Genomic DNA, 26075 nt, shown 5'->3' with positions numbered 1-26075 from the left:
ATCGGGTCACTCCACCCAGTCGAGGCCGAGGTCGCGATAGACATCGCGGTCTTCGTCCCAGCCGGGCTTGACCTTGACGTGGAGGTAGAGGTGGACCGGCGATCCCAGGATGCTCGCCAGTTCGGTGCGGGCGCGCGCGCCGATCTCCTTGATGCGCTGGCCGCCCTTGCCGAGGATGATCGCGCGCTGCGTCGGACGCTCGACGAGGATCTGCTGGTGGATCTCGACCGAACCGTCCTCGCGCTCGCTGTACTTCTCGGTTTCGACCGTGCTCGCATAGGGCAGTTCGGCGTGAAGCTGGAGATAGAGCTGCTCGCGCGTCACTTCGCTGGCGAGCGCGCGCTCGGTGGCGTCGGACACCTGATCCTCGGGATAGTGCCACGGGCCTGCGGGCATCGCCTTCGCCAGCGCCGCCTTGAGTTCGGGCAAGCCGTCGCCGGTTTGCGCCGAGACGAACCAGGTATCGGCGAAGGGCATCAGCGCGTTGAGCTTTTCCGCGTGGAGCAGCAGCTTGGGCTTGTCGGCGATATCGACCTTGTTGAGGATCAGGATCTTCGGCTCGGGCCGGTCCTTCAGCGCCTCGGCAATGCGTTCGACCTTGCTGCCGATGCCGCCCTTGCCATCGACGACGAGCGCGATGAGGTCGGCCCCCTCGGTACCGGTCCAGGCGGCGGCGACCATCGCGCGGTCGAGCCGGCGCTGCGGCTCGAAGATTCCGGGCGTGTCGACGAGCAGGATCTGCGTATCGTCCTGGATAGCGACGCCGAGCAGCTTGGTGCGCGTGGTCTGCGCCTTGGGGCTGACGATCGCGACCTTCTGGCCGACGAGGGCATTGACGAGCGTCGACTTGCCCGCGTTGGGCGCGCCGACCACGGCAACGAGGCCGCAATGTTGGGTCTGGGTCATGAGGCTTCTTACGGAATGTTCGGGAAACGGACGAGACTGCAAATCTGTGGAAAGATAAGACACAATCCTTCTCGCCTCAGAGGAACCGTTGCGTTGAGCCACTGCGATAAGATGCGATCGCTTCCCCGATAGGGCTGTCACCCCGGCCCCGTCCCCACGATCCATCGGGGCGCAGGAGGCGAGCCAGCCGATCGAGCGCGTCTCCTCGACGTGCAGTGAACCCCGGAACAAGTCCTGAGTGACGGGCAGCAGTAGACCCATCACCCTACCGCCCGCCCCTTCGTCACCGACGCGAGGGGCGGCGGACGTCGCTACCGCCCGAACCCGGTCGGGGCTGGAGACACCGTCACCGTCGTCCCGTTCTGGATCTCCTGCACCTCGAGCGCGCGCTCGGCGACGCCGTCGCGACCGAAGCGGAACGCGCCGTCGATCCCCGCGAAACCGTCGGCATCGCGCAGCCGCGCCTCGGGGAAGGGCCGCCCCACCGGCCAGTCGCGCGAAATGCGCACCGTCAGCAGCACCGCGTCATAGCCGAGGCTCGACAACCGATAGGGCGCGGCATTGTAGCGCGCCCGGTATTTGGTCGCATATTGCCGGTACAGCGTGTTCGCGACGCTGGCGAACCACGCCCCGTTGAGCGCCGGCTTGCTCGCCAGGCTCGTTTCCGAATTCCACAATTCGGTGCCAAGGATGCGGGTGGACGCGCCGCTGCCGCGCTTGATCAGCGGCGCCGCGACCGCCGCGCTCGCCCCCGCATCGGCGACCAGCACCGCCCCATAAGGGGCCTTGGCGTTGAGCCGGGTCACTGCGCCGGCGATGCCGCCCGCCACCCGGCCATAGGTCTGCAACGACACGACCGATCCGCCGGCGCCCTCGACGGAGCGCAGGAAGGCGGTCGAGGCGCGCTCGCCGTACAGGCCGTTGGGGATCAGCCCGGCGAAGGTCGTCACGCCGCGGCTGGTGGCATATTGCACGACGCGGTCGATCGACTGCGCCGGCGCATAGCCCATGAGATAGGTGCCGTTGCCCGCCACCGATATATCGTTCGAAAAGCTCAGCACCGGCACGCCCGCCGCCTTGGCGATCGGCGCCACCGCGCGCACGTCGTCGGACAGGAGCGGGCCGAGGATCAGTTGCGCGCCGTCGGCGATCGCGTGCTGCGCCGCCGCCGCGGCGCCGGTCGCGGTATCGTAATTGGTGATCCGCACCTTGTCGGTGCCGGTGTCGAGCACCGCCAGCATCGTCGCATTGGCGATCGAGCGGCCGACGCCGGCATTGCTGCCCGACAGCGGCACCAGCAGCGCGACGCGATTGCGCTGCGTGTCGCGCGGCAAGCCGGCCTCGATCGATTCCGGCCGCTCCGCCGCGGGCCTCGCCGGCCGGTCGGGCGCCGGCGCCGGTGCGCGCGGCACCACCGTCGAACAGGCGGCGAGCATCGTCGCTGCGATCAGCGCGATGCCGCGCCTTAGCCACGGCTGTCGCATCCCCGGCTGTCCAAGTGTAGCTGCCTCTGCCATGACGTCCCCCGTGGCCATATCCGAACCTTTAGAACCCGGGCTGTACATCGTTGCGACGCCCATCGGCAATCTCGCTGACCTATCGCCGCGTGCCGCCGACATCCTGACCCGCGCCGACGTGATAGCGGTCGAGGACAGCCGCGTCACTGCCGGCCTGCTCCGCCACATCGGCGCGAAACGCCCGATGCTCCCCTATCACGACCATAATGCCGAGGGGATGCGCCCCGGCCTGATCGCGCGCATGGCGACCGAGGCGGTCGCGCTCGTCTCCGACGCGGGCACGCCGCTGATCTCCGACCCCGGCTACAAGCTGGTCCGCGACGCGCGCGCCGCCGGCCGGCATGTCGTCACCATCCCCGGCCCCTGCGCCGCGGTCGCCGCGCTGACGCTCGCCGGCCTGCCGACCGACCGTTTCCTGTTCGCCGGCTTCCTGCCCAGCAAGGCGCATGCGCGGGCGCAGGCGATCGCCGAGATCGCGGCGATCCGCGCGACGCTGGTCCTCTACGAATCCGGTCCGCGCCTGTCCGCCTGTCTGTCGGCGCTCGCCGAGGGGCTGGGCGACCGCGACGCGGCGGTGACGCGCGAGATCACCAAACGCTATGAGGAAGCGGTCACCGGCACGCTCGGCCATCTCGCCGCGCGCTACGCCGATGCCCCGCCCAAGGGCGAGATCGTCATCGTCGTCGCACCGCCCGGCGAGGCGCCCCCGCCCGATCCGCAGGATGCCGACGCCGCCTTGGCCGAAGCGCTCACCCGCCTGCCCGTCGCCAAGGCGGCGGGCGAGGTCGCCAAGGCGTTCGGGCTCGACCGCAAGGCGCTCTACGCCCGCGCGCTGGCGATGAAGGAGGCGTAGCGCGCCGGACCCTACCGCCGCGCGGTCTTTCAACGACTTGTCAACGAGTTGCCGATTATCGCCACGGCATGCAGATGTGGAAGACCGGCGTCACCTCGACGCTCCTGATCGCCCTGGCGGGTTGTGGCGGCAGCGGCGATGGCGGCGGCGGCGGCGCGAGCGGGATACCGGTGGTCAGCGTCCCCACGCCGACACCGGCCCCGGCGCCCACCCCCAGTCCGACCGCGACGCTGCCGGCCGCGAGCCCGACGCCGACGCCGACGCCCGCGCCCACGACATGGGCCGGCGCGGCCGCGGCGCTCTATGACGTGCCGCCCGACGCGGCGACCTGCCGCGCCGGGACGCTCAAGGCGAGCGTCAAGGCCGACTTCCTCGCAAGGCTCAACGCGATCCGCGCGCTCCATCAACTGCCCGCCGTCACCTATTCGGAGGCCGAGGACGCGCAGGAGGCCGATTCCTCGTTGATGATGGCGGTCAACAAACAGCTCAGCCACACCCCGCCAACGAGTTGGGGATGCTATACGACAACGGGCGCGGCGGCGGCGGGTTCCAGCAACCTCGTCGGCGGCTGGGGCACCGGGCTCGGCACCGACAGCGAGGACCGGTACCTCGGCCTGTGGCTCACCGAAGGCGGCAGCCCGGCGATCGGCCACCGCCGCTGGATCCTCAACCCGTTCCTCGGCAAGACGTCCTACGGCCGCGTCGCGCTCCTCCTGCCCGACGGCAGCCGCGCCAGCGCCGCCTCGATGCGCGTCTTCAACTTCGCCGGCGGCGTCGCCGTGCCGGCCGGCCTGCCCCCTTATGTCGCCTATCCGCAGGGCGACTATCCGGCGCGCTATTTCACGCTGTCGAGCTACCTGTCCTTCACCGTGGTCGCGGGGACGGCGAGCCCTTACGGCGCAAACGCCAACGTCCGCTACGATCGCGCGACGATCTCCGTAACCGGCCCCGGCGGCACGCTGGCGGTTTCCGACGTGACCAGCGACAACGAAGGCTATGGCGTCGCGAACAACCTGCAATGGCGCGTCGCCGGCTTGCAGGCGGGCGTGCCCTATACCGTGAGGATCGCCGGCATCACCGGCGCACCGCAAGCGGAGTATAGCTATACGTTCCGGATCGTCAGCTAGGAACCGCTCCCACTTATTCGGCGGCCTCTAACAAACGCTCTTCATGATCGGTATTGATCTGAAGAATATGCTCTAATGGATTGTCCACCAGAGTAACCTTAAGCGAATGCAGCACGTCGCCAAGGGCCTTGTCCTCGAACAGCTCACCCGCGAGACAGCCGGGAAAACGGAGGTACTGCTTCACCAGCTTGCGCAGAGCAGACTTTGACAGGAAGTAGAGCGCTCCGCGCGCGAATGGCGCGACGAAGGGTTTGCCATATAGGGGCGGCACCGATGTTGCGCACTTACCATAATGCCAAGCCCGGTCGTAGATGAAGCAAGGGATTGCCATCCCCATGTAATCGACATCGGCGAAGGTGGCGCGGACGTCTTCGACACGTAGAGATGAATGCCTAATAATCTTCATATCATCATCGATCTTGAGCACACCGTGCTGCGCGCCGAGCGCCTCGAACAACGTCCACGTTTCGAACATCTTCAACGGCAGCGCTTCGTATACGTCATCGACCGGAAGACGCAGCACCAGTTCGCTACCGTTTTCGAACGACAAATCCCCACCACCAACGATAATGATCGGCTTGATGCCGAAGTAATGATCGGCGAGATCACGTGCGAATAGCTTTGTCTTTTCCAAATACTTATCGCACGAGATCAGGATCGGCAAAGGAACGGACAGTGCTTCGCATTTCGATAGCCAATCGGCCAGCGCTGGCATCTCACTGACGACCCGCTGCTGCGTCACCTCGCGATAAGCATCGAGTATGACTTGCAGGTTAGCGACGTAAGGATTGGCTTGCAGAGCTATGCGCAGAAGCGCCTGTCCCAGCGCGCGCTCCGCCCCCTCGGCACAGCGTTCGCTGAATATCGCAAGGCTGATGCTTTGGATTTCGTGGGAACTCAACCGCCGTCCGGCTTTTTTGGTGAGTTCCGCGATCAAGATACTCTCGAATTCTCTGGCAAGCACCATAATCTCGAACCTTAGATGTTGCGCCTTGCGCGTGCGGCGCGACGGAGTTGTCGAATTCTTATAGACGCTCTACGCCAAACCTCGCGATCGCGGTGGAAATCAGACTTGCGTGGTGCCAAATTCCGGGACTGAGTGGTTGCACGACGCCGACGGGTACGACAGCATGTCCCCATGCGTCCCCCAAGCCGCCCCTCCACCACCGAACGCCGCACCGCGGAGGCCGCCGGGCGTCGTGGCGAACGGCTGGCCGGCTGGTGGCTGCGGCTCAAGGGCTGGACGGTGCTCGATCATCGCGTCCGCACGCCGGCGGGCGAGGTCGACCTGATCGCCCGCAAGGGAAGCCTCATCGCATTCGTCGAGGTGAAGACTCGGCGCACCGCTGCGGAACTCGACTTCGCCATCGACGAACGCCGCCTCGCCCGCGTCGCTGCCGCCGCCGAGATCCTGATGCCGCGCTATGCGGGTGCGGGTGACGACATCCGCATCGATGTCATTCTGCTCGCCCCCGGCACCCGACCGCGCCATATCGAGAATGCGTGGATCGGGGGGTGACTGTCCGGCGTAGCGACATCGCCCTCAAGCGGTGCCCCCGCCCGTCATGCGCATCGCCTCCTTCCGACCCCGTCGCGCGCGCCATTGACCCGGCACGAGGTGACATTCGCCAGCCGCCACCCTAAGTCCCCAGCCCCGACCAACAGCCCGCGAGTGTCCCGATGTCCCTCACCGTCGCCGTCCAGATGGACCCGCTCGACAGCATCAACATCGCGGGCGATTCGACCTTCGCGCTGATGCTCGCCGGTCAGAAGCGCGGCCATCGCCTGTTCCACTATGCCGCCGAGGATCTCAATTACAGCGACGGTCGCGTCTGGGCGAAGGCGCATCCGGTCACCGTGCAGCGGGTCGAGGGCGATCATTTCCGCTTCGACGCGCCGGTCAGCCTCGATTTGGGCGAACAGGCCGACGTCGTGCTGATGCGGCAGGACCCGCCGTTCGACCTGGGCTATATCACCGCGACGCATCTGCTCGAGCGGATCGCCGACCGCACGCTGGTGGTCAACGATCCGGTCAGCGTGCGCAACGCGCCCGAGAAGGTGTTCGTACTCGATTATGCGCGCTTCATGCCGCCGACGCTCATCACGCGCAGCCTCGACGAGGCGCGCGCCTTCCTGGCGGAGCATGGCGAGATCGTGGTCAAGCCGCTCCACGGCAATGGCGGCAAGGCGATCTTCAAGGTGGGCAGCGATGGCGCCAACCTGTCCGCGCTGATCGAGGTCTTCAACCAGACCTGGCGCGAGCCGCATATGATCCAGGCCTTCCTGCCCGCGGTGGCGAAGGGTGACAAGCGTATCGTCCTGGTCGACGGCGTGGTGGCGGGGGCGATCAACCGCCTGCCTGGCGAGGGTGAGATCCGCTCCAACCTCGCCGTCGGCGGATCGGCGGTGAAGACCGAACTGACCGACCGCGAGCGGGACATCTGCGACGCGCTCGGCCCCGAACTCAAGCGTCGCGGCCTGATCTTCGTCGGCATCGACGTGATCGGCGGCGAATGGCTCACCGAGATCAACGTCACCTCGCCGACCGGCATCGTCGCGATCGAGCGGTTCGACGGCACCGATGTCGCCGGCCTCATCTGGGACGCGATCGAAACGCGGGTGACGGAACGCGGCTGACCCCCGCGCCGTTACCTCCCGGCATGACCGAACTCATCCTCAACGGCATCGCCTGGGGCGGCTATCTCGGCATCTTCCTGCTGATGGCGTTGGAGAATATCATCCCGCCCATCCCGTCGGAGGTGATCATGGGCCTCGGCGGCATGGCGGTCGCGCGCGGCGACATGGCGATGGTGCCGCTGGTGCTCTGGGGCACGGCGGGGACGACCGCGGGCAATTACGTCTGGTATCACGTCGGCCGCCACATCGGCTATGCGCGCTTCCGCCCGTTCGTCGAGCGGCACGGGCGCTGGCTGACGATGGAATGGGAGGATGTCGAGAAGCTTCACCGCTTCTTCGTCCATCACGGCGGCTGGGTGGTGTTCGTGTTCCGCTTCATGCCGACCTTCCGCACGATCATATCGCTGCCGGCGGGGATCACCTGCATGCCGGTGTGGCGCTTCCTCGTCTGGACCTTCGCCGGCAGCCTGATCTGGAACAGCATCTTGGCGGGCGCGGGCCTGTATCTCGGTTCGCGCTTTACCGAGCTAGACCGCTATGTCGGGCCGCTGGCGGTGGTGACCATGGTGGCGATCGTGATCGCCTATATCTGGCGCGTCGCGACATGGAAGCCGCGCGAGCGGTAGAAGCGGCGGTGCAATGGACGCAGAGGCAGCGCAGGTGGCTGGGTTTACCGGGCCATGAGAGATAGCGGCGGTTCGGGCCACCCGGCGCAGAGTGGATGCCCTGCGGCCGCCCTACCGCTCGCCGCCGTCGCTTTCTGTGGCCTTCGAACGCAATCAGGGCCTCAGCCATGCGGATGCGCGTTGCGGTAGACGTCGAGCAGATGCGCCGCATCCACCGCGGTATAGACCTGAGTCGAACTCAGGCTGGCATGACCGAGCAGCTCCTGCAGCGCGCGCAGGTCGGCGCCGCGGCCGAGGAGATGCGTCGCGAAACTGTGGCGCAGCGCATGCGGCGTCGTCCGGTCGCCCAGCCCGAGCGTCCCCCGCGCCCGTTGCACCGCCTTGCGCACCACCCCCGGCGATAGCGGCCCGCCCTTGGCACCGCGGAACAGCGGCGCGTCCGGCGCGAGCTCCCACGGCTGCTGCGCCGCATAGGCGTCGATCGCGTCGCGCACCTGCGGCAGCAGCGGGACCATGCGGGTCTTGTCGCGCTTGCCGGTGACCGCCAGCGTCTCGCCGAGCGGCAGCACGCCCGCCGGCAGCGCGATCGCCTCGCCGATGCGCAGCCCGGCGCCGTAGAGCAGCAGCAACACCGCCCAGTCGCGTGCGCCGATCCACGGCTCCGACGCCTCGTCCGCCACCGCGCCGGCGAGCGCCAGCGCCTCATCGGGCGAGACCGGCCGCGGCACTCCTGCCTTCACCCGTGGGCCGCGCAACCGCGGCAGATCGCCGCCCGGCACCGCGAAGGCGAGGAAGCCGCGCACCGCGGACAGCTCGCGCGCGGCGGAGGCATTGCCGAGCCCCTCCGCCCGGCGCGCGGCGAGGAAGGCGCGCAGGTCCGCCGCCGTGACCCGCGCCAGCGCCGCCGCATCGACGCGCTCGCCCCAATGCCGCTGGAGGAAGGCGGTGAGCCGTTCGGCAGTCGCCTGATAGGCGCGCACGGTGTGCGCCGACCGTCGCCGGTCGCGCGACAGATGCGCCGCCCAGCGGACCGATGCCGGCACGTCCGTATCACTCACCGCGGCACCGCCGGCGCACCGTCACGGGTTAAGGAACAACATTTTAACTGTTTCAGGACAACACCATAGCGGCCATGAGTGATCATCCCTCGTCATCCCACCCGCCCTATGACGAATCCGGCCGGCTTGCCGCGCTTCATGCGCTGGCGCTGCTCGACACCGAACCCGAAAAGGAGTTCGACGCACTCGTCGCGCTGGCGGCGGAGCTGCTCGGCTGCCCCATCGCCCTGATCACGCTGATCGACCAAAAGCGGCTGTGGATCAAGGCGAGCACGGTGCCCGGCGAGCGCGAACTCGACCGCAATGTCGCTTTCTGCGACCGTACCATCCGTCAGGCCCAGCCGCTGATCGTCGACGACCTCAGCGAGGACGCCCGCTTCGCCCCCTTCCCGCTCGTCACAGACGCCGGCATGCGCTTCTATGCAGGCACCGCGATCCACGTCGCCGACGGTGCCGGCGTCCGTCAGCCGATCGGCACGCTCTGCGTCCTCGACACCAGCCCGCGCTCGCTCAACGCGGCGGGCCAGGCCGCCTTGCAGCACCTCGCCAGCCTCGCTGAGGCGCTGATCGCCGCCCGCCGCACCGCGAACGAAGCCGTCCGGATCGCCACGACCGGCGAGGAGCTGCTGCGGCGGCTGGCGCGCAAGGACCGCATCTTCCGCCAGGCGGAGCGGATCGCGATGATCGGATCGTGGCGCATGTCGGTGGCCGATGCGGCGCTCGAATGGTCGGAGAACGTCTTCCGCATCCACGGCCTGCCGGTCGGCACCGAACCCCCGCTTGCCGAAGCGCTCGATTTCTACCCGCCACATGCCCGCAAGATGGTCAGCGCGACGATCACCCGGACGCTGGAAACCGGCGAGCCCTTCGAGTTCGACACCGACCTGATCACCGCCGAGGGCCAGCGCCGCCGCGTACGCGCCACGGCCGAGGTCGAGACGCGCGACGGCGTCGTGCAGGCGCTGGTCGGGGTGTTCCAGGATATCACCGAGCGGCACGAGCTGGAAACGCGGCTGCGCCATTCCGCCGACACCGATTCGCTGACCGGCATTCCCAATCGCGCCGCCTTCGACCGCGAACTCGATCAAGCGATGCGGCGGGCGCGGGTCGACGGGTCGCCGCTGATGCTGGCGCTGATCGATCTCGACGGGTTCAAGGACATCAACGATTCGCTCGGCCATGGCGTCGGCGACGACGTGTTGCGGCTGACCGGGGTGGCGCTGACCGAGCCGTGGCTGCGGACCTGCTTCACCGCGCGGATCGGCGGCGACGAATTCGCGGTGGTGATCACCGACCCGGCGATGATCGCCGATCCGGAGCGGCTGCGCGACCGGCTCGAGGCGGCGTTGCAGATTCCGGTCGAGAGCGGCGGCATCACCATGACCAGCGCCGGTTCGGTGGGGCTCGCGCTGTTCGACGCGGATTGCCACTCGCTGCGCGACTTCGCCCGTCGCGCCGACGTGGTGCTCTACGCCGCCAAGCGCGCCCGCGTCGGCCAGCGGCGCGCCGCAACCGTGCGCAAGGCCGCTTAGCGCTTTCCGACGAGTCGCCGAGCCCCCATATGGGGCCGGTCATGTCTTCGCGTGCCCGCGTCCTCGTCCTCAACTCCGCGCTCGGCCCGCTCGATTATCGCGTGCCGACGGGCATGGCGGTCGAGCCGGGTTCGGTCGTCATCGCCCCGCTCGGGCCGCGCCAGCTGCTCGGCGTCGTCTGGGAGCCCGAGCGGCTGCCCTCCGATGCCGAGGTCGGCGACAACCGGTTGCGCCCGCTGCTCGGCGTGGTCGAGGTGCCGCCGCTCGCCGCGCCGCTGCGCCGGCTGGTCGAATGGACCGCGGATTATTATCTCGCCCCGCCCGCCTCGGTGGTGCGGATGGCGCTCGCCTCGACCTCGGCGCTCGAGGGCAAGCGCACCGCGACCGAGTATCGCGTCACCGGCCACGTGCCGCCGCGGCTCACCCCGCAGCGCGAACAGGCGCTGGAGCGGATCGGCGATCGCCAAGGGCTGATCCGCGAACTGGCGACGATGGCCGACGTGTCCGACGCCGTGATCCGCGGCCTCGTCAAGGTCGGCGCAATCGAGGCGGTCGAGGTCGCGATCGACAGCCCCTATCCGCACCCCGATCCCGCCTTCGGCCCGCCGCAGCTCGCCGGCGAACAGCAGGCGGCGGCGGCGACGCTGGTCGAGGGGGTCGCGGCGCACGAATTCCGCCCGACGCTGCTCGACGGCGTCACCGGCTCGGGCAAGACCGAGGTCTATTTCGAGGCGGTCGCCGAGGCGATCCGGCAGGGCCGGCAATGCCTCGTCCTGCTCCCCGAGATCGCGCTGACCGAGCCGTTCCTCAAGCGCTTCCATGATCGCTTCGGCTGCGAGCCGGTCGCATGGCATTCGGGACTGCGCTCGACCCAGCGTCGCCGCGCCTGGCGCGCCATCGCGACCGGCGAGGCGCTGGTGACCGTCGGCGCGCGCTCGGCGCTGTTCCTGCCCTATCGCAACCTCGGCCTGATCGTCGTCGACGAGGCGCACGAGACCAGCTTCAAGCAGGAAGAGGGCGTCCATTATCACGCCCGCGACGTCGCGGTGATGCGCGGCAAGTTCGAAGGCTGCCCGGTGATCCTCGCCAGCGCCACCCCGGCGATCGAGACGCGCCAGCAGGTCGCCGTCGGCCGCTATGCCGAACTCAAGCTGCCCGGCCGCTACGGCGCCGCGGAGATGCCGACGATCGAGGCGATCGACCTGATCCAGCAGCCCCCCGAACGCGGCCGCTGGCTCGCCCCCAAGCTCGTCACCGCGCTGGAGGAGACGCTCGCCAAGGGGGAACAGTCGCTGCTGTTCCTCAACCGCCGCGGCTATGCGCCGCTGACGCTGTGCCGGACCTGCGGGCATCGCTTTCAATGCCCCAATTGCACCGCCTGGATGGTCGAGCACCGGCTGACACGGCGACTGGCCTGTCATCATTGCGGCCATGTCATGCCGACGCCGCGCGCCTGCCCCGAATGCAAGGAGGAGGACAGCCTCGTCGCCTGCGGGCCCGGTGTCGAGCGGATCGCCGACGAGGTCACCGCGCTGTTCCCCGAGGCGAAGACCGCGGTCGTCACCTCCGACACGATCTGGTCGCCGGCCAAGGCGGCGGAGTTCGTCGGGCGGATGGAGGCGGGCGACATCGACATCGTCGTCGGCACGCAATTGGTCACCAAGGGATATCACTTCCCCAACCTGACGCTGGTGGGTGTGGTTGACGCCGACCTCGGGCTGGAGGGCGGCGACCTGCGCGCCGCCGAGCGCACCTTCCAGCAGATCCGGCAGGTGTCGGGGCGCGCCGGGCGCGGTGCCAAGCCCGGCCATGTCTTCATCCAGACGCACAGTCCCAAGGCGCAGGTGATGCAGGCGCTGGTCACCGGCGATGCCGAGGCCTTCTACGAAGCCGAGACCGAGGCGCGGCGCGACGCCGGTGCGCCGCCGTTCGGCCGCTATGCCGCGATCGTCGTCTCGTCGGAGGAACAGGCGTGCGCCAACGAGGTCGCGCGGCTGGTGGCGCGATCGGCGCCGCAGGTCGAGGGGATGGCGGTCTACGGCCCCGCCCCCGCCCCGCTGGCGATGCTGCGCGGGCGGCATCGCTATCGCCTGCTCGTCCATGCCCGCCGCGCACTCGACGTGCAGGACGTGATCCGCGACTGGCTCGGCGCGCTCGACTGGCCGGCCAAAGCGCGCGTGACGGTGGACGTCGATCCGTATAACTTCCTCTAGCAGACCAATCCAGGTCCAACGGGGATGTGCAGATGACGACACGGCGCGGCTTTCTGGGTGGAGCGGCGGCAACCGCCGGCATGGCCTCGCTGGCCGGGGCGGCGCAGCCCGGCGCGGGTGCGATGATCGTCTCGACCTGGGATTTCGGCGCGGCGGCCAATGACGCCGCCTTCGCGCGGCTGACGGCCGGCGGCACGCTGATCGACGCGGTCGAGGCCGGCGGCATGGTGCCCGAGGCGGATCCCAACAACCATTCGGTCGGCTATAGCGGCTATCCCGATCGTGACGGCCGGGTGACGCTCGACGCGGTCATCATGGACGACCGCGGCGGCGTCGGCGCGGTGGCGGCGCTGGAGGATACGGTACACGCCATCTCCGTCGCGCGGCGGGTGATGGAGAAGACGCCGCACACCTTCATCGTCGGCGAGGGCGCGACGCGCTTCGCCCGCGACCAGGGCTTTCCGAAGGTCAATTTGCTCACCCCGGAGGCGGAGCAGGCGTGGCGCGAATGGCTCAAGACCTCGCAATACAAGCCGGTGGCCAATATCGAGAACCGCCGTCCGCGCGGCGGCGCGCTCGACCACGACACGATCGGCCTGCTCGCGCGATCCGCGGACGGGCGGATGGCCGGGGCATGCACGACATCCGGCATGGCGTTCAAGATGCGCGGGCGGGTCGGCGATTCGCCGCAGGTCGGCGCGGGCCTCTATGTCGAGGCGGGCGTCGGCGCCGCGACCTCCACCGGCCTGGGCGAGGAGGTGACGCGCGTGTCGGGCAGCGCGCGCGTCGTCGCGTCGATGCGCGCCGGCCTGTCGCCGCAGGCGGCGTGCGAGGAGGTGGTGCGCCATATCGCCACGCTGCGCGGCGATGCGATCAAGGGAACGCAGGTCGGCTTCCTCGCGCTGTCGCCGCAGGGCGAGGTCGGTGCCTTCTGCCTGTTGCCGGGGTTCACCTATGCGGTGACCGACGCGGCGGGCGTGACGGTAGTCAAGAAGGGGCCGTCCTTGTTCAAGGCATAAGGGGTCGGGCGGGGGGATGCCCCCGCCCCGGCTTCCGGCGGTCGCGGAAACAGGGGGCCGGACGGGGCGGCATCAGGGTTGTGTGCAATGCCTCTCCCTGCCGGGGCGGCAGCATACGGCCGCGCTGATGAAGGCTTGATCCGTCTCCCAGTCAAATGCGTCACCCCGGACGTGTTCCGGGGTCCACCGGACCGCAAGAGAAGGGTGCCGCCTCAAGCCTTTCTCCTCGCCGCAGAGTGGACCCCGGAACACGTCCGGGGTGACGAGGTTGGCATGGACACCTTAATCGAAACGGTCTCCCCCGATCGTTTCCGTTTCTGCACTGATGCAAAAGAGCCGGGTGTACGGCTCATCGTTTAGCGGCGGCGCGCAGTTCAGGACAGCGCGCCAAAAATCGCCTTACCGGCCAACAAATTACCGGCCGATTGAGCTTCAGGCGGCCTTTTCGGCCAGCACGGTGAGGCCCTTGGCGTTGACCTCGGCGAAGCCGCCCTGGATCGCGATCGTCTCGGGCTGGGCACCCTCGGTACGGTAGACCGACAGCGCGCCGTCGCGGACGGTCGACATAAGCGGCGCATGGCCTTCGAGCACGCCGAAGTCACCCTCGGTGCCGGGCACCACCACCATATAGACGTCCTCGGAGCGGACCAGCTTTTCGGGCGTGACGAGTTCGAAGTGGAGCATGTCTTGTGTTCCTAAGCCCCTCCCCTTCAGGGGAGGGGTTTGGGGGTGGGGGATGTCTCACCGAGACTCACGTCCGCGGACAGGCCCCACCCCAACCCCTCCCCTGAAGGGGAGGGGCCTTGATAGGGTTACGCGTCCTGCGCGAGCTTCTCGGCCTTGGCGACGACTTCGTCGATGCCGCCGACCATGTAGAAGGCCGCCTCGGGCAGGTGATCGTATTCGCCGTCGACCACCGCCTTGAACGAGCGGACGGTGTCCTCGATCTGCACGAACTTGCCGGGGATGCCGGTGAACACCTCGGCGACGTGGAACGGCTGGCTGAGGAACTTCTGGATCTTGCGCGCGCGCGTCACCGTCAGCTTATCCTCTTCCGACAGCTCGTCCATGCCGAGGATGGCGATGATGTCCTGCAACGACTTATAGCGCTGGAGCAGCGACTGCACCGCGCGGGCGGTGTCGTAATGCTCCTGGCCGACGACGCGCGGTTCGAGCACGCGGCTGGTCGAATCGAGCGGATCGACCGCCGGATAGATGCCGAGCTCCGAAATCGCGCGGTTGAGCACGGTCGTCGCGTCGAGGTGGGCGAACGAGGTCGCTGGCGCCGGGTCGGTAAGATCGTCCGCGGGAACGTAGACGGCCTGCACCGAGGTGATCGAGCCCTTGTTGGTCGAGGTGATGCGCTCCTGCAACGCGCCCATGTCGGTCGACAGCGTCGGCTGATAGCCCACCGCCGACGGGATGCGGCCGAGCAGCGCCGACACTTCCGCGCCCGCCTGGGTGAAACGGAAGATGTTGTCGACGAAGAACAGCACGTCCTGCCCTTCCTGGTCGCGGAAATATTCCGCGATGGTCAGGCCCGACAGCGCGACGCGGGCGCGGGCGCCCGGCGGCTCGTTCATCTGGCCGAACACCAGCGCGACCTTCGAGCCTTCGCTGATCGGATTGCCCTCGGCATCCTTGGCGATGACGCCCGCGTCGAGGAATTCGTGATAGAGGTCGTTGCCCTCGCGGGTGCGCTCGCCGACGCCGGCGAACACCGAGGTACCGCCATGGCCCTTGGCGATGTTGTTGATCAGCTCCTGGATCAGCACGGTCTTGCCGACGCCGGCGCCGCCGAACAAGCCGATCTTGCCGCCCTTGGCATAAGGCGCGAGCAGGTCGATGACCTTGATGCCGGTGACGAGGATCGCGTTCTCGGTCGACTGGTCGACGAACAGCGGCGCCTCGGCATGGATCGGCGCGCGCAGGTCGGTCTGCACCGGACCGCGCTCGTCGATCGGCTCGCCGATGACGTTCATGATGCGGCCGAGCGTCGCCGGGCCGACGGGCACGCTGATCTGCGCGCCGGTGTCGCGGACGGTCTGGCCGCGGGTCAGGCCCTCGGTCGCGTCCATCGCGATCGTGCGGACGGTGTTCTCACCGAGATGCTGCGCGACTTCGAGCACCAGCTTGTTGCCGTTGTTGTCGGTCTCGAGCGCCGAGAGGATCGCCGGCAGATTGTCCGGGAAGTGGACGTCGACGACGGCGCCGATGACCTGGGCGATCGTGCCGGTGGTGTTGCTGCTGCCCGTCGACTGGGTCGGGCGGATGTCGTCTGCGGCGGTTGCCATGGCGGTTCTTCCTGCTTCGGATTCGTTAGAGCGCTTCGGCGCCGGAGATGATCTCGACCAGCTCGGTCGTGATCGCGGCCTGACGCGTGCGGTTATACTGGATCGACAGGCGATTGATCATGTCGCCCGCGTTGCGGGTAGCATTGTCCATCGCATTCATGCGGCTGCCCTGCTCGGATGCGGCGTTTTCGAGCATCGCGCGGAACACCTGGACCGCGACGTTGCGCGGCAGCAGGTCGGCGAGGATCTGCTCCTCGTCGGGCTCGTATTCGACCACGGCGCCCGCCGAGGTGACCGGCACGTCCGCCTTGGTATCATCGACCGCGACCGGGATGATCTGGCGGCCGACGGGAAGCTGCACCAGCGCCGAGACGAACTTGGCGTAGAACAAATGTGCGACGTCGAACTCGCCCGCGGCATAGCGCGCGAGCAGATCGTCGGCGACTTCGCGCGCCTGCTGGAAACCGAGCGTCTTGTGGCCGCCGAGCTCGTGATCGGCGAGGATCGCATTCGGGTAGAAGCGCTTGAGCACCCGCCCCTTCTTGCCGGCGAGATAGAAGCGCACGGTCTTGCCCTGCGCCTCCAGCTCCTCCGCCTTGCGGCGGGCGGCGCGGACGATGTTGGTGTTGAACGCACCCGCCAGGCCGCGCTCCGAGGTCGCGACGACCAGCAGATGCACCTGGTCCTTGCCGGTGCCCGACAGCAGCGGCGAAACGTTCGCGCCACCGGCGAGCTGGCGCGACAGGCTGGAGACGACCGCCTCCAGCCGCTCCGCATAGGGACGGCCGGCCTGCGCCGCTTCCTGCGCCCGGCGCAGCTTGGCGGCGGCGACCATCTTCATCGCCTTGGTGATCTTCTGGGTCGATTTGACCGAGTTGATCCGGATCTTGAGGGCCTTCAACGACGCCATATTTTTCCTACCGTCACCCCGGCGAAAGCCGGGGTCTCCCCGTTACTGCGAGACCCCAGCGTTCGCTGGGGTGACGCCAGATCAGGCGAAGGTCTTCGCGAACTGGTCGAGCGCGGCCTTCAGCCCCGACTTGGCCTCGTCGCCGAGATCGCGCGTCTCGCGAATCTTGGTGAGGACGCCGGCGTGATTGGCGCGCAGGTCCTGCAACATCGCCTGCTCGTAGCGGGTGACGTCCTCGACCTTGACCTTGTCGAGATAGCCCTGCGTGCCGGCGAAGATCGACGCGGTCTGCTCCTCGAACGGCATCGGCGAGAACTGCGCCTGCTTGAGCAATTCGGTGAGGCGCGCGCCGCGGTTGAGCAGGCGCTGCGTCGAGGCGTCGAGGTCCGAACCGAACTGCGCGAACGCCGCCATCTCGCGATACTGCGCCAGCTCGAGCTTGATCGAGCCCGACACCTTCTTCATCGCCTTGGTCTGCGCGGCCGAGCCGACGCGGCTGACCGACAGGCCGACGTTGATCGCCGGGCGGATGCCGGCGAAGAACAGGTCGGTTTCGAGGAAGATCTGGCCATCGGTGATCGAGATCACGTTGGTCGGGATATAGGCCGACACGTCGCCCGCCTGCGTCTCGATGATCGGCAGCGCGGTGAGCGAGCCGCCGCCGTTGGCGTCCGACATCTTGGCGGCGCGCTCGAGCAGGCGGCTGTGCAGATAGAAGACGTCGCCCGGATAGGCTTCGCGGCCCGGCGGACGGCGCAGCAGCAGCGACATCTGGCGATAGGCGACCGCCTGCTTCGACAGATCGTCGAACACGATCAGCGCGTGCATGCCGTTGTCGCGGAAATATTCGCCCATCGCGGTGCCCGTGTAGGGCGCGAGGAACTGGAGCGGCGCCGGCTCCGACGCGGTCGCGGCGACGACGATGGAATAATCCATCGCGCCATTCTCTTCGAGCGTCTTGACGAGCTGCGCCACCGTCGAGCGCTTCTGGCCGACCGCGACATAGACGCAGTACAGCTTCTTCGACTCGTCGCCCGACTGGTTGATCGTCTTCTGGTTGATGAAGGTGTCGATCGCGACCGCCGACTTGCCGGTCTGGCGATCGCCGATGATCAGTTCGCGCTGGCCGCGGCCGACCGGCACGAGCGCGTCGATCGCCTTGAGGCCCGACTGCATCGGCTCGCTGACCGACTGGCGCGGGATGATGCCCGGTGCCTTGACCTCGACGCGGCTGCGCTTCTCGGCGACGATCGGGCCCTTGCCGTCGATCGGGTTGCCGAGGCCATCGACGACGCGGCCGAGCAGGCCCTTGCCGACGGGCACGTCGACGATCGTGCCGGTGCGCTTGACGATATCGCCCTCGCGGATCTCCGAGTCCGACCCGAAGATCACGACGCCGACGTTATCGGCCTCGAGGTTGAGCGCCATGCCCTGCACGCCGTTGGCGAATTCCACCATCTCGCCGGCCTGGACGTTGTCGAGACCGTAGATGCGCGCGATACCGTCGCCGACCGACAGCACCTGACCGGTTTCGGTGACCTGCGCTTCGGTGCCGAAGTTGCTGATCTGGTCCTTGATGACCTTGGAGATTTCTGCGGCGCGGATATCCATGTTCTTAGCCCTTCATCGCGTGCGCGAGAGTATTGAGACGGGTGCGGATCGACGAATCGATCATCTGTGAACCGATGCGGACGACCAGGCCGCCGAGCAGTTCGGGGTCGACCGACAGGTCGACGGAAACGTCGCGGCCGACGCGTTGGCGCAGCTGCTGCTTCAGTTCGATCACCTGCTGCTCGTCGAGCGGATGCGCGCTGGTGACCTCCGCCGCGATCTCGCCGCGATGGCGGGCGGCGAGCTGGCGGAAGGCGCGGATGATCGCGGGCAGCTGGCCGAGGCGGCGGTTCTCGGCAAGGACGCCGAGGAAATTCTTGGTGGTGGCGTCGATGCCGAGGCTGTCGGCGGTGGCGAGCACCGCCTTCACCGCGGCGCCGCGGGCGACCAGCGGGCTGACGGTGAGCGCGCGGAAGTCGTCGCTCTGGGCCAGTGCGTCGCGCACCGTGGCGAGGCTGGATTCGACGGTGTCGATCGTCTTGGCGTCGCGCGCGAGATCGAACAATGCGATCGCGTAGCGCCCACCTAAGCTTGCCTGAATACCGCCGGATGTCTCCACGGAGCTGAAGTCCTCGTGCCGAATGTTGGCCCATGGGGAAGAGGGCGCGCGAATGCACGCCTGCTATGGGTGGCGGGCGGCTAGCATGAGGGGCCGGCAAGCGCAAGTAGAGGGGGCGGCAAAGTGCTGGTCGGCCGATGGTTTGACCATGCCCTCTTGGTCGCCCGTCGGCGACATGGCGGTGACGCTGCGATCGGGAGGTGTGGGGCGGGTGGCACCCTGCCGCGTCAGGTTGCCGCAATTATCGCGCCGTTTAGCTTTCCCCCACCTCGGAGTGGTGGCGCGCTCGAACTTCGTGACGGAAGGAGCGACGATTGGACGGAGCTTGCACGCCGTGGGCACCAACGCCGCGCGTGCGCAGCCTCTGTTCAGGGGCGCTGGTATAGTCACGGGGTATGAAGGAGTCGACGATGCGGTGGTGGGCGGCGGTGGCGGTTGGGTCGGTGCTCGCGCTGCCTGCGGCGGCCGAGACGATCCATGTCGACGGCGTCTTTGCGGCGGGCGCACGGGCGGCGAGCGTCCTGCCGACGATCGCGGTCGGGCCGTTCGGCGGCCCCGATGGCGAGGAACTCGCCGATGCGATCGAACGGCGGCTCGCCAAGCTCGATGCCGACGGGGTGCCGCATGCCCGGCTGATCCCGCCCTCGCTGCGGCCCGACGGGCTGCTGACCGGGCGGACCAACGTCCAGGTCGTCGACAGCGGCTATACCGAGGGGCGCGAGCGCTGCACCGAGCGCAAGGACAACAAATGCACGCGCCGCGTGACCTATAGCGTCGCCTGCGTGCGCCGGACGATCGCGCTGCGCGCCGAGTTGCGGCTGGCGCGGCCGGGCGGCGGCCGCGATCCCTATGCCGCGACCAAGACGCGCGACGACCGCAGCAACTGGTGCGAGGATGGCGGCGTCCCCGGCAACGTGCCGGCGGCGGTGAGCAGCATGATCGAAGCGGTCGCCGCCGAGGTGCGGCTCGACCTCGCGCCGCACGCCGAACGCTATACCGTCCGCGTGCAGGAGAAGCGCGACGGCCTGCCCGACGCCGCCGCCGACCGGTTCCGCGAGGCGGTGCACCTGACCAAGAGCGATCCCGCCGCCGCCTGCGCCGCCTTCGCGGAGGTCGACCGGATGGCGCCCGACCATGGCCCGACGATGTTCAACCTGGCGCTCTGCGCGGAGGCGGCGGGGCGGTATCGCGAGGCGGCGGACCGCTATACGCGGGCCCGGCTGCTGCTGCCGGGTGCGGGCGGCGACATCAGCAAGGGGCTAGAGCGGGTCGGCGCCCTCGCCGCGGGCGCGCAGGACGTCGCCGCGCTGCGCCGGCTGCCGCCGGTGCGCGGCACCGGGATTTGACCGCAAGCGGCGGGATGGGCCGCGACGCACGATCGGCTATCGCAATGACATGACGATCATCGATCAGGACGCGGCCTGGGCCGCATTCGCCGCCCGCGACCGCGCGCACGACGGCGCGTTCGTCGTCGCGGTGCGGACCACCGGCATCTATTGCAAGCCGAGCTGCCCGGCGCGGCATCCGCGGCGCGAGAACGTCACCTTCCTGCCTGATGGCGCCACAGCGCGCGCGGCGGGCTATCGCGCCTGCCTGCGCTGCACGCCCGACGATGTCGCGCGCGACAGCCGCGCCGTCGCCGAGGCGATCGCGCTGATCACGGCGGCGGATGCACCGGTCGGGCTGGCCGCGCTCGCCGCCCGGGTCGGCTATGCGCCGCATCATTTCCAGCGCCTGTTCACCCGCGCCACCGGGGTCAGCCCGGCGGCCTATGCGCGGGCGCTGCGCGCCGGACGGGCGGCGGATGCGCTGCAACGCGAGGCGCGCGTCACCGATGCGATCTACGATGCGGGCTATGGCGCAGCGAGCCGCTTCTATGCCGATGGCGCCCGGCGGCTCGGCATGGCGCCGAGCGCCTGGGCCCGCGGCGGCGCAGGCGTGACGATCCGCTGGACGCAGGCGATGACGACGCTCGGCCCGCTGCTGGTCGCGGCGACCGACAAGGGCCTGTGCCGCGTCGCGTTCGACGAGGATGCGGCGGCGCTGGCGGCGCGCTTCCCGCAGGCGACGATCGCGCCGGGTGACGCGGCGCTGGCGGCGCTCGCCGCCGAGGTGGTGGCGCGCGTCGAGGCCCCCGGTCGCGACACCGCACTGCCGCTCGACGTGCGCGGCACCGCCTTCCAGGAGGCGGTGTGGCAGGCGCTCAAGACGATCCCGCCGGGCGAGACACGCAGCTATGCCGAACTTGCCGCCGCCGCCGGCCAGCCCGGCGCGGTGCGCGCGGCGGGCACTGCCTGCGGCAGCAACCCGCTGGCGGTCGTCGTTCCCTGTCACCGCGTCACCCGCAGCGACGGCGGGCTCGGCGGCTATGCCTATGGCGTCGCGCGCAAGCGCGCGCTGCTCGACCGCGAGGGCGGCTGAGCGCGCGTCATTCCTCGATCGCGATCTTGGCGTCGCCGAGCGAGGCGAGCGCCTGCTTGCCGGTCTTGCCCTCGGCGAGCGCGGCAAGCAGCCTGGCGGCGGCATTGTCCGGACTGCTGTGCGCCGAATAGGCGAGCGGACGCAGCGCCGCCTGCGCCTCGTCGCGCTTGTCGTCGAGCAGCATCTGCGTCGCATAGGCGAAGGCGAGGCCGTGATCCTGCGGCACCAGTTCGTGCGCGCGGCGCAGCGCCGCCTTGGCATTGTCGGTCGGCGGCGTCCCCGCCATGCCGAAGCTCGAATAGAACAGCATCAGCGCATAGGCGTCGTTGGTGTCGAGCTTGTTGGCCCGCAGCAGCCAGCTGCGCGCCTCCCGCCACACCTGCGGATCGGTCACCTTCGCGTCGCGGGCGCGGCGCAGATGCACCTGCGCCTTGTAGACCAAAGCCTGCGACGATTTGGCATCGATCGCCAGCGCACGGTCGGCGGCGACGTCGGCCAGATCGTTGCGGCCGGCATCGAGCGCCATTTCGGCGAACCAGCCCTGTACCATCGCGTCCTTCGGGTAGCGTTCGGCGATCGGCAGCGCCTCGGCCAGGATCGGCTGCGCGGTCTCGTGGTTGACGCCGCGATCGGAGCGCATGCGCAGCGTGATCATCTCGCGCTCGCCGGGCGACAGCGGGCGCAGGGTGACCACCGGCTTGGGCAGCCGGGTGAGCGGGATCTTGTATGCCGCCATCGTCGACTTGTGGAGATAGGCCGACAGCGCCCGGTTGAGTGCGTTGAGATCGCCGAACGCGGCGCGCGCCGCCTCGACCCCCGGCTTGCCGTCGTTGATCGCGACCAGATAGGCGTTGAGCTGCGCGGCGCGCTTGGGGTCGATCATCAGATAGTGGGTGAGCAGCCAGCCGCGCGCATAGAGGCCGGCGGTCTGCGAATCGCGCATCTTCTTCGTCTGGTCGAGCGAGAAGAGCTGCTCCGCGGTCAGCTCGCTGCCGAGCAGGAGGTCGTAGGCGCGGTGCTGCGCGGGCGCGCCGAGCCAGACGAAGTCCTTCTCGAACCGCGCGGTCGACAGGAATTCGGGATAGCCCTCCGCATACCAGGCGGGCAGCGCGGTGTCGAAATTGCCGAGCATCAGGTGATGCGTATATTCGTGGAACAGCACGATCTGCGGCTGGAGCGCGTTGAGGTCGGCGGGATCGCCGCCCTGCGCCGGGGTGAAGGCGACCGAGCCGCTCGCGCGCCCCTGGTAGAAGCCGGCGACATGCGCCCCGCCGGCGCCGAACAGCCGGCGCACCGCCGCGTCATTGGCGACGACATAGACGGTCACCTTGTTCGATCCGTCGCCTTCGCGCGAGGGGATCGAATTATAATAGCGCACCAGACTGTCGAACTGTTCGAGCCGCTCCGCCCGCTTCTGCACCGCGTCGGCGGTGCCGTTGGCGTAGACGATGAAGTGCTTGGACGTCGCCTCGAACCATTCCGCCGCCGCCGGCTGCGCGCAGCACAAGGCGAACAGCCACACACCCAACCTGCCGATCTTCGTCATATCATGCCCCCACCTTGCACGATTATAGAATAGACCGGCTGCGCTGCGGTTGTCAGCCCGTCCGACAACTATAGACGAGCTTCTCGTTGGGCAGCGGCGGCAGCGCGGTGCGGATCGCCGATTGCTGCTGCGCGAGCCGCTCGATCGCGACGGGATCGACGGTGCAGCGCGGCGCCCGCTCCTGCCCCTGCTGCTGCTTGCGCAGCTGCGCCATCGCCTGCGCGCCGAGCATGTAGCGCGTGTCGGTGTAGCGGCGGGTGACCGGATCGAAGGCGACGACCGACACCGTCTGCTCGGTCTCGGGCACCACCACCCGCTCCCAGCGGTCGCCGGTGGCGAGATACTGGACGCCGTCCGCGCAGCCGCTGCGTCCCCAATGCAACGCGACATCGGTGGTCGGCGAGACGGTGACGCGGCTGCGTTCGGGCTGGAAGACGCAGGTGAGCTTGCCGAGCGGCGCGTTGGGCACGACCTGGCTGACCACCGTGGGCGGCGGCGGCAGCGCCGGTTCGCTGACCGGGCGCAGCAGGAACACGACGATCGCACCGACCATGACGATCCCGCCCAGGCCGGCCGCCCAGCGCGTGCGGCGGCGCTGGCGCTGCAGCGCGAACAGCCCGGCGCCGCCGACCCCCATCGCGCCGAGCACCAGCAGCAGCCCGGCGAAGCCCATGACGTTCTCGCGCCGGGTCTGCGCGGCCTGGCGGGCGCGGGCGAGCGCCTCCTCGCGGCTCATCGCGGCGCGGGTGGCGGCGTCGCGCTGGCTGGTCAGCGCGTCGGCGCGGGCATGGGCGTCCGCCTCGGTATCGTCGCGCAACCGCTCTTCGATCGAGGTGCAGGCGGTGCCGACCGAGGCATAGGGCTGTTTCGCGTCGCGCAGGAACGCCGAAAGCTCGGTATCGGCGATGGCGAAGCCGAACGAGCCGTCGCCCTCCTCGCCGCGGGTGATCGCCGAGTTGATGCCGATCACGCGGCCGCAGCGGTCGAGCAGCGGCCCGCCCGAATTGCCGCGCGCGATGCTGGCGGTGTGGAGCAGCACCTCGATCCCGGTCAGGCTGCGCCGGCCGGAAAAGACGCCCTCCGACCGGACCGGCGAGGTCGGCCGGATATAGTCCGCCGCGGACTGCGCGGTGGCGAGATCGACGTTGCCGGGATAGCCGAGTGCGACCACCGGATCGCCCTCGCTCACCGGCCCGGTATAGAGCGCGGCGGGCGGCAGGCGGGCGCCGGCGAATTCGATCAGCGCCAGGTCGCGCCTGGCATCATAGGCGATGACGCGCCCCTGATAGCTCTTGTCCCCCTCCGACGGCACGACCCCGATCACGACATTGTCGGGATAGCGTTCGGCCAATTCCATGACGTGCGCGTTGGTGACGATGCGGTTGGGCGCGATCGCGACGCCGCTGCCATGGCCGAAGCCGACGACCTGGCCATCGACCACGGCGATGGTGACGACGCGCACGACGCCGCGCGCGGTCGCGCCGATGTCGTCGGCGGCGGCGGGACTGGCCCAGATCAGGGCGAGCAGGAGGAGCAGGAACCGGCGCATGCCGCGCCTCCGAACGGCAGCGGCGCGCCCCTGTCAAGCGCAGCGATCGGGGTCCAGACGCACCACTTTGGTTTGGTTAGGAAAATCTCAAACTCTGCGGCCTACCGCTAACCACCGAAGTTCGAGGAAGAGTGTATGAGTGCGTTCGGGCGTCGCAGCGGAGTGGGGAACGGACAGCCGGCGCGGCCGGCGTTCGGCGTGGCACGCCCGATGCAAGGCGGCGCGGTGCCGCGCGCCGACGAGCCCGCTCCCGGCAGCCAGTTCCCGCCGATCGAGACGATGCCGCTGCCCGGCGCGGCGGCGGGCGACGACCCGTTCGCGAGCACCCTGCCGGCCGGCACGCTCGACGCGATGCAACGGCTGACCGATCGCCAGAACGCCAGCGGCGACGCCGGCAGCAGCCGCGGCGAGGGCTTCGAGGCGTCGATCCACAAGATCAAGGAGCAGGTGCTTCCCCGCCTGCTCGAACGCGTCGACCCAGAGGCCGCCGCGACGCTCGGCAAGGACGAGCTCGCCGAGGAATTCCGCCCGATCATCGGCGAGGTGCTCGCCGAACTGAAGCTGACGCTCAACCGGCGCGAACAATTCGCGCTGGAAAAGGTGCTGGTCGACGAGTTGCTCGGATTGGGGCCGCTGGAGGAATTGCTCGCCGATCCGGCGATCACCGACATCATGGTCAACGGCCCTGACCAGACCTATGTCGAGCGCAAAGGCAAGCTGGAGTTGGCGCAGATCCAGTTCCGCGACGAGGAGCATCTGTTCCAGATCGCGCAGCGGATCGTCAATTCGGTCGGCCGCCGCGTCGACCAGACCACGCCGCTCGCCGACGCGCGCCTCAAGGACGGCAGCCGCGTCAACGTCATCGTGCCGCCGCTGTCGCTGCGCGGCACCGCGATCTCGATCCGCAAATTCTCCGCCAAGCCGATCACGCTCGACATGATGGCCGGCTTCGGCAGCATGAGCCCGAAGATGGCGACCGCGCTCAAGATCGCGGGCGCGAGCCGGTTCAATGTCGTCATCTCGGGCGGCACCGGCTCGGGCAAGACGACGATGCTCAACGCTTTGTCGAAGATGATCGACCCGGGCGAGCGCGTGCTGACGATCGAGGACGCCGCCGAGCTTCGCCTGCAACAGCCGCACTGGCTGCCGCTCGAGACGCGACCGGCCAATCTCGAAGGGCAAGGCGAGGTGAGCATCCGCGACCTCGTCAAGAACGCGCTGCGTATGCGCCCCGACCGCATCATCCTGGGCGAAATCCGCGGCAGCGAATGTTTCGACATGCTCGCGGCGATGAACACCGGTCACGACGGCTCGATGTGCACGCTCCACGCCAATTCCCCGCGCGAGGCGCTCGCCCGCATGGAGAACATGGTGATGATGTCGGACATCAAGGTGCCCAAGGAGGCGATCAGCCGCCAGATCGCCGACTCGGTCGAGCTCATCATCCAGGTGAAGCGCCTGCGCGACGGCTCGCGCCGCGTCACCAACGTCACCGAGGTGATCGGCATGGAAGGGCCAGTGATCGTGACGCAGGAATTGTTCAAGTTCGAATACCTCGACGAGAGCGCCGACGGCAAGATCATCGGCGAGTACCGCTCGATGGGGCTGCGGCCCTATACGCTCGACAAGGCGAAGCAATTCGGGTTCGACCAGGCGTATCTGGAGGCGTGCCTGTAGGATCGCCTGCGGTAGGTCCA

Annotated in this window: 22 protein-coding genes; 11 read left to right on the top strand and 11 right to left on the bottom strand. The window is 68.8% G+C overall.

Annotation, left to right across the window (positions count from 1 at the left end):
* Positions 1 to 6 precede the first annotated feature (6 nt).
* A complete protein-coding gene (era, locus tag HD841_RS19640; protein ID WP_179510589.1) occupies positions 7 to 906 on the bottom strand; it encodes a GTPase Era in 900 nt (299 codons plus the stop codon).
* Positions 907 to 1217: 311 nt separating this feature from the next.
* A complete protein-coding gene (locus tag HD841_RS19635) occupies positions 1218 to 2423 on the bottom strand; it encodes a penicillin-binding protein activator (protein WP_179510610.1) in 1206 nt (401 codons plus the stop codon).
* On the opposite strand from HD841_RS19635, the gene rsmI reads away from it, so the two are divergent.
* Positions 2422 to 3276, top strand: a complete 855-nt coding sequence (gene rsmI / locus HD841_RS19630) for a 16S rRNA (cytidine(1402)-2'-O)-methyltransferase (RefSeq protein ID WP_179510588.1) — start codon at positions 2422 to 2424, stop codon at positions 3274 to 3276. The two genes, HD841_RS19635 and rsmI, sit on opposite strands and share 2 nt — an antisense overlap.
* A gap of 68 nt (positions 3277 to 3344) precedes the next feature.
* Positions 3345 to 4403, top strand: coding sequence for a CAP domain-containing protein (locus HD841_RS20840; protein WP_179510587.1), 1059 nt, complete (start codon positions 3345 to 3347; stop codon positions 4401 to 4403).
* Between the two features lie 13 nt (positions 4404 to 4416).
* Here HD841_RS20840 and HD841_RS19620 read toward each other — a convergent pair whose 3' ends face one another.
* Positions 4417 to 5340 carry a hypothetical protein gene (locus HD841_RS19620; RefSeq protein ID WP_179510586.1) on the bottom strand — a complete coding sequence of 308 codons (924 nt, stop codon included), beginning with the start codon at positions 5338 to 5340 and terminating at the stop codon, positions 4417 to 4419.
* Positions 5341 to 5541: 201 nt separating this feature from the next.
* Here HD841_RS19620 and HD841_RS19615 point away from each other — a divergent pair, with 201 nt between their 5' ends.
* The 3 genes from HD841_RS19615 to HD841_RS19605 all read left to right on the top strand — a co-directional run bounded on the left by HD841_RS19615 (position 5542) and on the right by HD841_RS19605 (position 7666).
* Positions 5542 to 5922 (top strand): YraN family protein, encoded by a 381-nt coding sequence (locus HD841_RS19615; RefSeq protein ID WP_179510585.1) that lies wholly within the window; start codon positions 5542 to 5544, stop codon positions 5920 to 5922.
* Positions 5923 to 6083: 161 nt separating this feature from the next.
* Positions 6084 to 7040 (top strand): glutathione synthase, encoded by a 957-nt coding sequence (gshB, locus tag HD841_RS19610; protein ID WP_179510584.1) that lies wholly within the window; start codon positions 6084 to 6086, stop codon positions 7038 to 7040.
* Positions 7041 to 7063: 23 nt separating this feature from the next.
* On the top strand, positions 7064 to 7666 hold the full coding sequence (locus tag HD841_RS19605; RefSeq protein WP_179510583.1) for a DedA family protein: 603 nt from the start codon (positions 7064 to 7066) through the stop codon (positions 7664 to 7666).
* Positions 7667 to 7827: 161 nt separating this feature from the next.
* On the opposite strand, the gene HD841_RS19600 is transcribed toward HD841_RS19605, so the two are convergent.
* On the bottom strand, positions 7828 to 8709 hold the full coding sequence (locus HD841_RS19600) for a tyrosine recombinase XerC (protein ID WP_373563079.1): 882 nt from the start codon (positions 8707 to 8709) through the stop codon (positions 7828 to 7830).
* Between the two features lie 89 nt (positions 8710 to 8798).
* Here HD841_RS19600 and HD841_RS19595 point away from each other — a divergent pair, with 89 nt between their 5' ends.
* From HD841_RS19595 to HD841_RS19585, 3 genes are read left to right on the top strand one after another with little or no spacing between them, the layout of a single operon-like run.
* Positions 8799 to 10256 carry a diguanylate cyclase domain-containing protein gene (locus HD841_RS19595; protein ID WP_179510581.1) on the top strand — a complete coding sequence of 486 codons (1458 nt, stop codon included), beginning with the start codon at positions 8799 to 8801 and terminating at the stop codon, positions 10254 to 10256.
* Positions 10257 to 10297: 41 nt separating this feature from the next.
* Positions 10298 to 12469 carry a primosomal protein N' gene (locus tag HD841_RS19590; protein ID WP_179510580.1) on the top strand — a complete coding sequence of 724 codons (2172 nt, stop codon included), beginning with the start codon at positions 10298 to 10300 and terminating at the stop codon, positions 12467 to 12469.
* A 32-nt stretch (positions 12470 to 12501) separates the two neighbouring features.
* Positions 12502 to 13488, top strand: coding sequence for a N(4)-(beta-N-acetylglucosaminyl)-L-asparaginase (locus HD841_RS19585; RefSeq protein ID WP_179510579.1), 987 nt, complete (start codon positions 12502 to 12504; stop codon positions 13486 to 13488).
* A gap of 432 nt (positions 13489 to 13920) precedes the next feature.
* Here HD841_RS19585 and HD841_RS19580 read toward each other — a convergent pair whose 3' ends face one another.
* The 5 genes from HD841_RS19580 to HD841_RS19560 form a co-directional block, all read right to left on the bottom strand.
* A complete protein-coding gene (locus tag HD841_RS19580) occupies positions 13921 to 14172 on the bottom strand; it encodes an ATP synthase F1 subunit epsilon (protein WP_179510578.1) in 252 nt (83 codons plus the stop codon).
* 128 nt (positions 14173 to 14300) lie between these two features.
* Positions 14301 to 15782: a F0F1 ATP synthase subunit beta gene (atpD, locus tag HD841_RS19575; RefSeq protein ID WP_179510577.1), complete on the bottom strand. Its 1482-nt coding sequence runs from the start codon at positions 15780 to 15782 to the stop codon at positions 14301 to 14303.
* Between the two features lie 25 nt (positions 15783 to 15807).
* Positions 15808 to 16692, bottom strand: a complete 885-nt coding sequence (locus HD841_RS19570; protein WP_179510576.1) for a F0F1 ATP synthase subunit gamma — start codon at positions 16690 to 16692, stop codon at positions 15808 to 15810.
* 81 nt (positions 16693 to 16773) lie between these two features.
* A complete protein-coding gene (gene atpA, locus HD841_RS19565; protein WP_179510575.1) occupies positions 16774 to 18303 on the bottom strand; it encodes a F0F1 ATP synthase subunit alpha in 1530 nt (509 codons plus the stop codon).
* 4 nt (positions 18304 to 18307) lie between these two features.
* Positions 18308 to 18862, bottom strand: coding sequence for a F0F1 ATP synthase subunit delta (locus HD841_RS19560; protein ID WP_179510574.1), 555 nt, complete (start codon positions 18860 to 18862; stop codon positions 18308 to 18310).
* A 410-nt stretch (positions 18863 to 19272) separates the two neighbouring features.
* Between HD841_RS19560 and HD841_RS19555 the strand changes: the two genes are divergently transcribed.
* Positions 19273 to 20208, top strand: a complete 936-nt coding sequence (locus HD841_RS19555) for a hypothetical protein (RefSeq protein WP_179510573.1) — start codon at positions 19273 to 19275, stop codon at positions 20206 to 20208.
* A 49-nt stretch (positions 20209 to 20257) separates the two neighbouring features.
* The gene (gene ada, locus HD841_RS19550; protein WP_179510572.1) at positions 20258 to 21283 is read left to right on the top strand and encodes a bifunctional DNA-binding transcriptional regulator/O6-methylguanine-DNA methyltransferase Ada; all 1026 of its coding nucleotides are present in this window, start codon (positions 20258 to 20260) and stop codon (positions 21281 to 21283) included.
* 7 nt (positions 21284 to 21290) lie between these two features.
* Here ada and HD841_RS19545 read toward each other — a convergent pair whose 3' ends face one another.
* Together HD841_RS19545 and HD841_RS19540 are read right to left on the bottom strand one after the other, a co-directional pair.
* A complete protein-coding gene (locus HD841_RS19545) occupies positions 21291 to 22829 on the bottom strand; it encodes a tetratricopeptide repeat protein (RefSeq protein ID WP_179510571.1) in 1539 nt (512 codons plus the stop codon).
* A 52-nt stretch (positions 22830 to 22881) separates the two neighbouring features.
* Entirely contained in the window at positions 22882 to 24378 is a 1497-nt protein-coding gene (locus HD841_RS19540; protein WP_179510570.1) for a S1C family serine protease, read from the bottom strand.
* 135 nt (positions 24379 to 24513) lie between these two features.
* On the opposite strand from HD841_RS19540, the gene HD841_RS19535 reads away from it, so the two are divergent.
* The gene (locus tag HD841_RS19535) at positions 24514 to 26055 is read left to right on the top strand and encodes a CpaF family protein (protein ID WP_179510569.1); all 1542 of its coding nucleotides are present in this window, start codon (positions 24514 to 24516) and stop codon (positions 26053 to 26055) included.
* The last annotated feature ends 20 nt before the right edge of the window (positions 26056 to 26075 follow it).

Source organism: Sphingomonas melonis (genome assembly GCF_013409985.1).
Taxonomy (GTDB): domain Bacteria; phylum Pseudomonadota; class Alphaproteobacteria; order Sphingomonadales; family Sphingomonadaceae; genus Sphingomonas; species Sphingomonas melonis_A.
Note: the sequence above shows the minus strand (reverse complement) of the source record. Positions and strands in the feature narration are given on the sequence as shown.

Bases quoted from the DNA above. Each gene is read 5' to 3' on its own strand.
- era (WP_179510589.1), bottom strand. From the start codon at position 906: ATGACCCAGACCCAACATTGCGGCCTCGTTGCCGTGGTCGGCGCGCCC.
- rsmI (WP_179510588.1), top strand. From the start codon at position 2,422: ATGACGTCCCCCGTGGCCATATCCGAACCTTTAGAACCCGGGCTGTAC.
- HD841_RS19635 (WP_179510610.1), bottom strand. From the start codon at position 2,423: ATGGCAGAGGCAGCTACACTTGGACAGCCGGGGATGCGACAGCCGTGG.
- HD841_RS20840 (WP_179510587.1), top strand. From the start codon at position 3,345: ATGCAGATGTGGAAGACCGGCGTCACCTCGACGCTCCTGATCGCCCTG.
- HD841_RS19615 (WP_179510585.1), top strand. From the start codon at position 5,542: ATGCGTCCCCCAAGCCGCCCCTCCACCACCGAACGCCGCACCGCGGAG.
- gshB (WP_179510584.1), top strand. From the start codon at position 6,084: ATGTCCCTCACCGTCGCCGTCCAGATGGACCCGCTCGACAGCATCAAC.
- HD841_RS19605 (WP_179510583.1), top strand. From the start codon at position 7,064: ATGACCGAACTCATCCTCAACGGCATCGCCTGGGGCGGCTATCTCGGC.
- HD841_RS19595 (WP_179510581.1), top strand. From the start codon at position 8,799: ATGAGTGATCATCCCTCGTCATCCCACCCGCCCTATGACGAATCCGGC.
- HD841_RS19590 (WP_179510580.1), top strand. From the start codon at position 10,298: ATGTCTTCGCGTGCCCGCGTCCTCGTCCTCAACTCCGCGCTCGGCCCG.
- HD841_RS19585 (WP_179510579.1), top strand. From the start codon at position 12,502: ATGACGACACGGCGCGGCTTTCTGGGTGGAGCGGCGGCAACCGCCGGC.
- HD841_RS19580 (WP_179510578.1), bottom strand. From the start codon at position 14,172: ATGCTCCACTTCGAACTCGTCACGCCCGAAAAGCTGGTCCGCTCCGAG.
- atpD (WP_179510577.1), bottom strand. From the start codon at position 15,782: ATGGCAACCGCCGCAGACGACATCCGCCCGACCCAGTCGACGGGCAGC.
- HD841_RS19570 (WP_179510576.1), bottom strand. From the start codon at position 16,692: ATGGCGTCGTTGAAGGCCCTCAAGATCCGGATCAACTCGGTCAAATCG.
- atpA (WP_179510575.1), bottom strand. From the start codon at position 18,303: ATGGATATCCGCGCCGCAGAAATCTCCAAGGTCATCAAGGACCAGATC.
- HD841_RS19555 (WP_179510573.1), top strand. From the start codon at position 19,273: ATGCGGTGGTGGGCGGCGGTGGCGGTTGGGTCGGTGCTCGCGCTGCCT.
- ada (WP_179510572.1), top strand. From the start codon at position 20,258: ATGACGATCATCGATCAGGACGCGGCCTGGGCCGCATTCGCCGCCCGC.
- HD841_RS19545 (WP_179510571.1), bottom strand. From the start codon at position 22,829: ATGACGAAGATCGGCAGGTTGGGTGTGTGGCTGTTCGCCTTGTGCTGC.
- HD841_RS19540 (WP_179510570.1), bottom strand. From the start codon at position 24,378: ATGCGCCGGTTCCTGCTCCTCCTGCTCGCCCTGATCTGGGCCAGTCCC.
- HD841_RS19535 (WP_179510569.1), top strand. From the start codon at position 24,514: ATGAGTGCGTTCGGGCGTCGCAGCGGAGTGGGGAACGGACAGCCGGCG.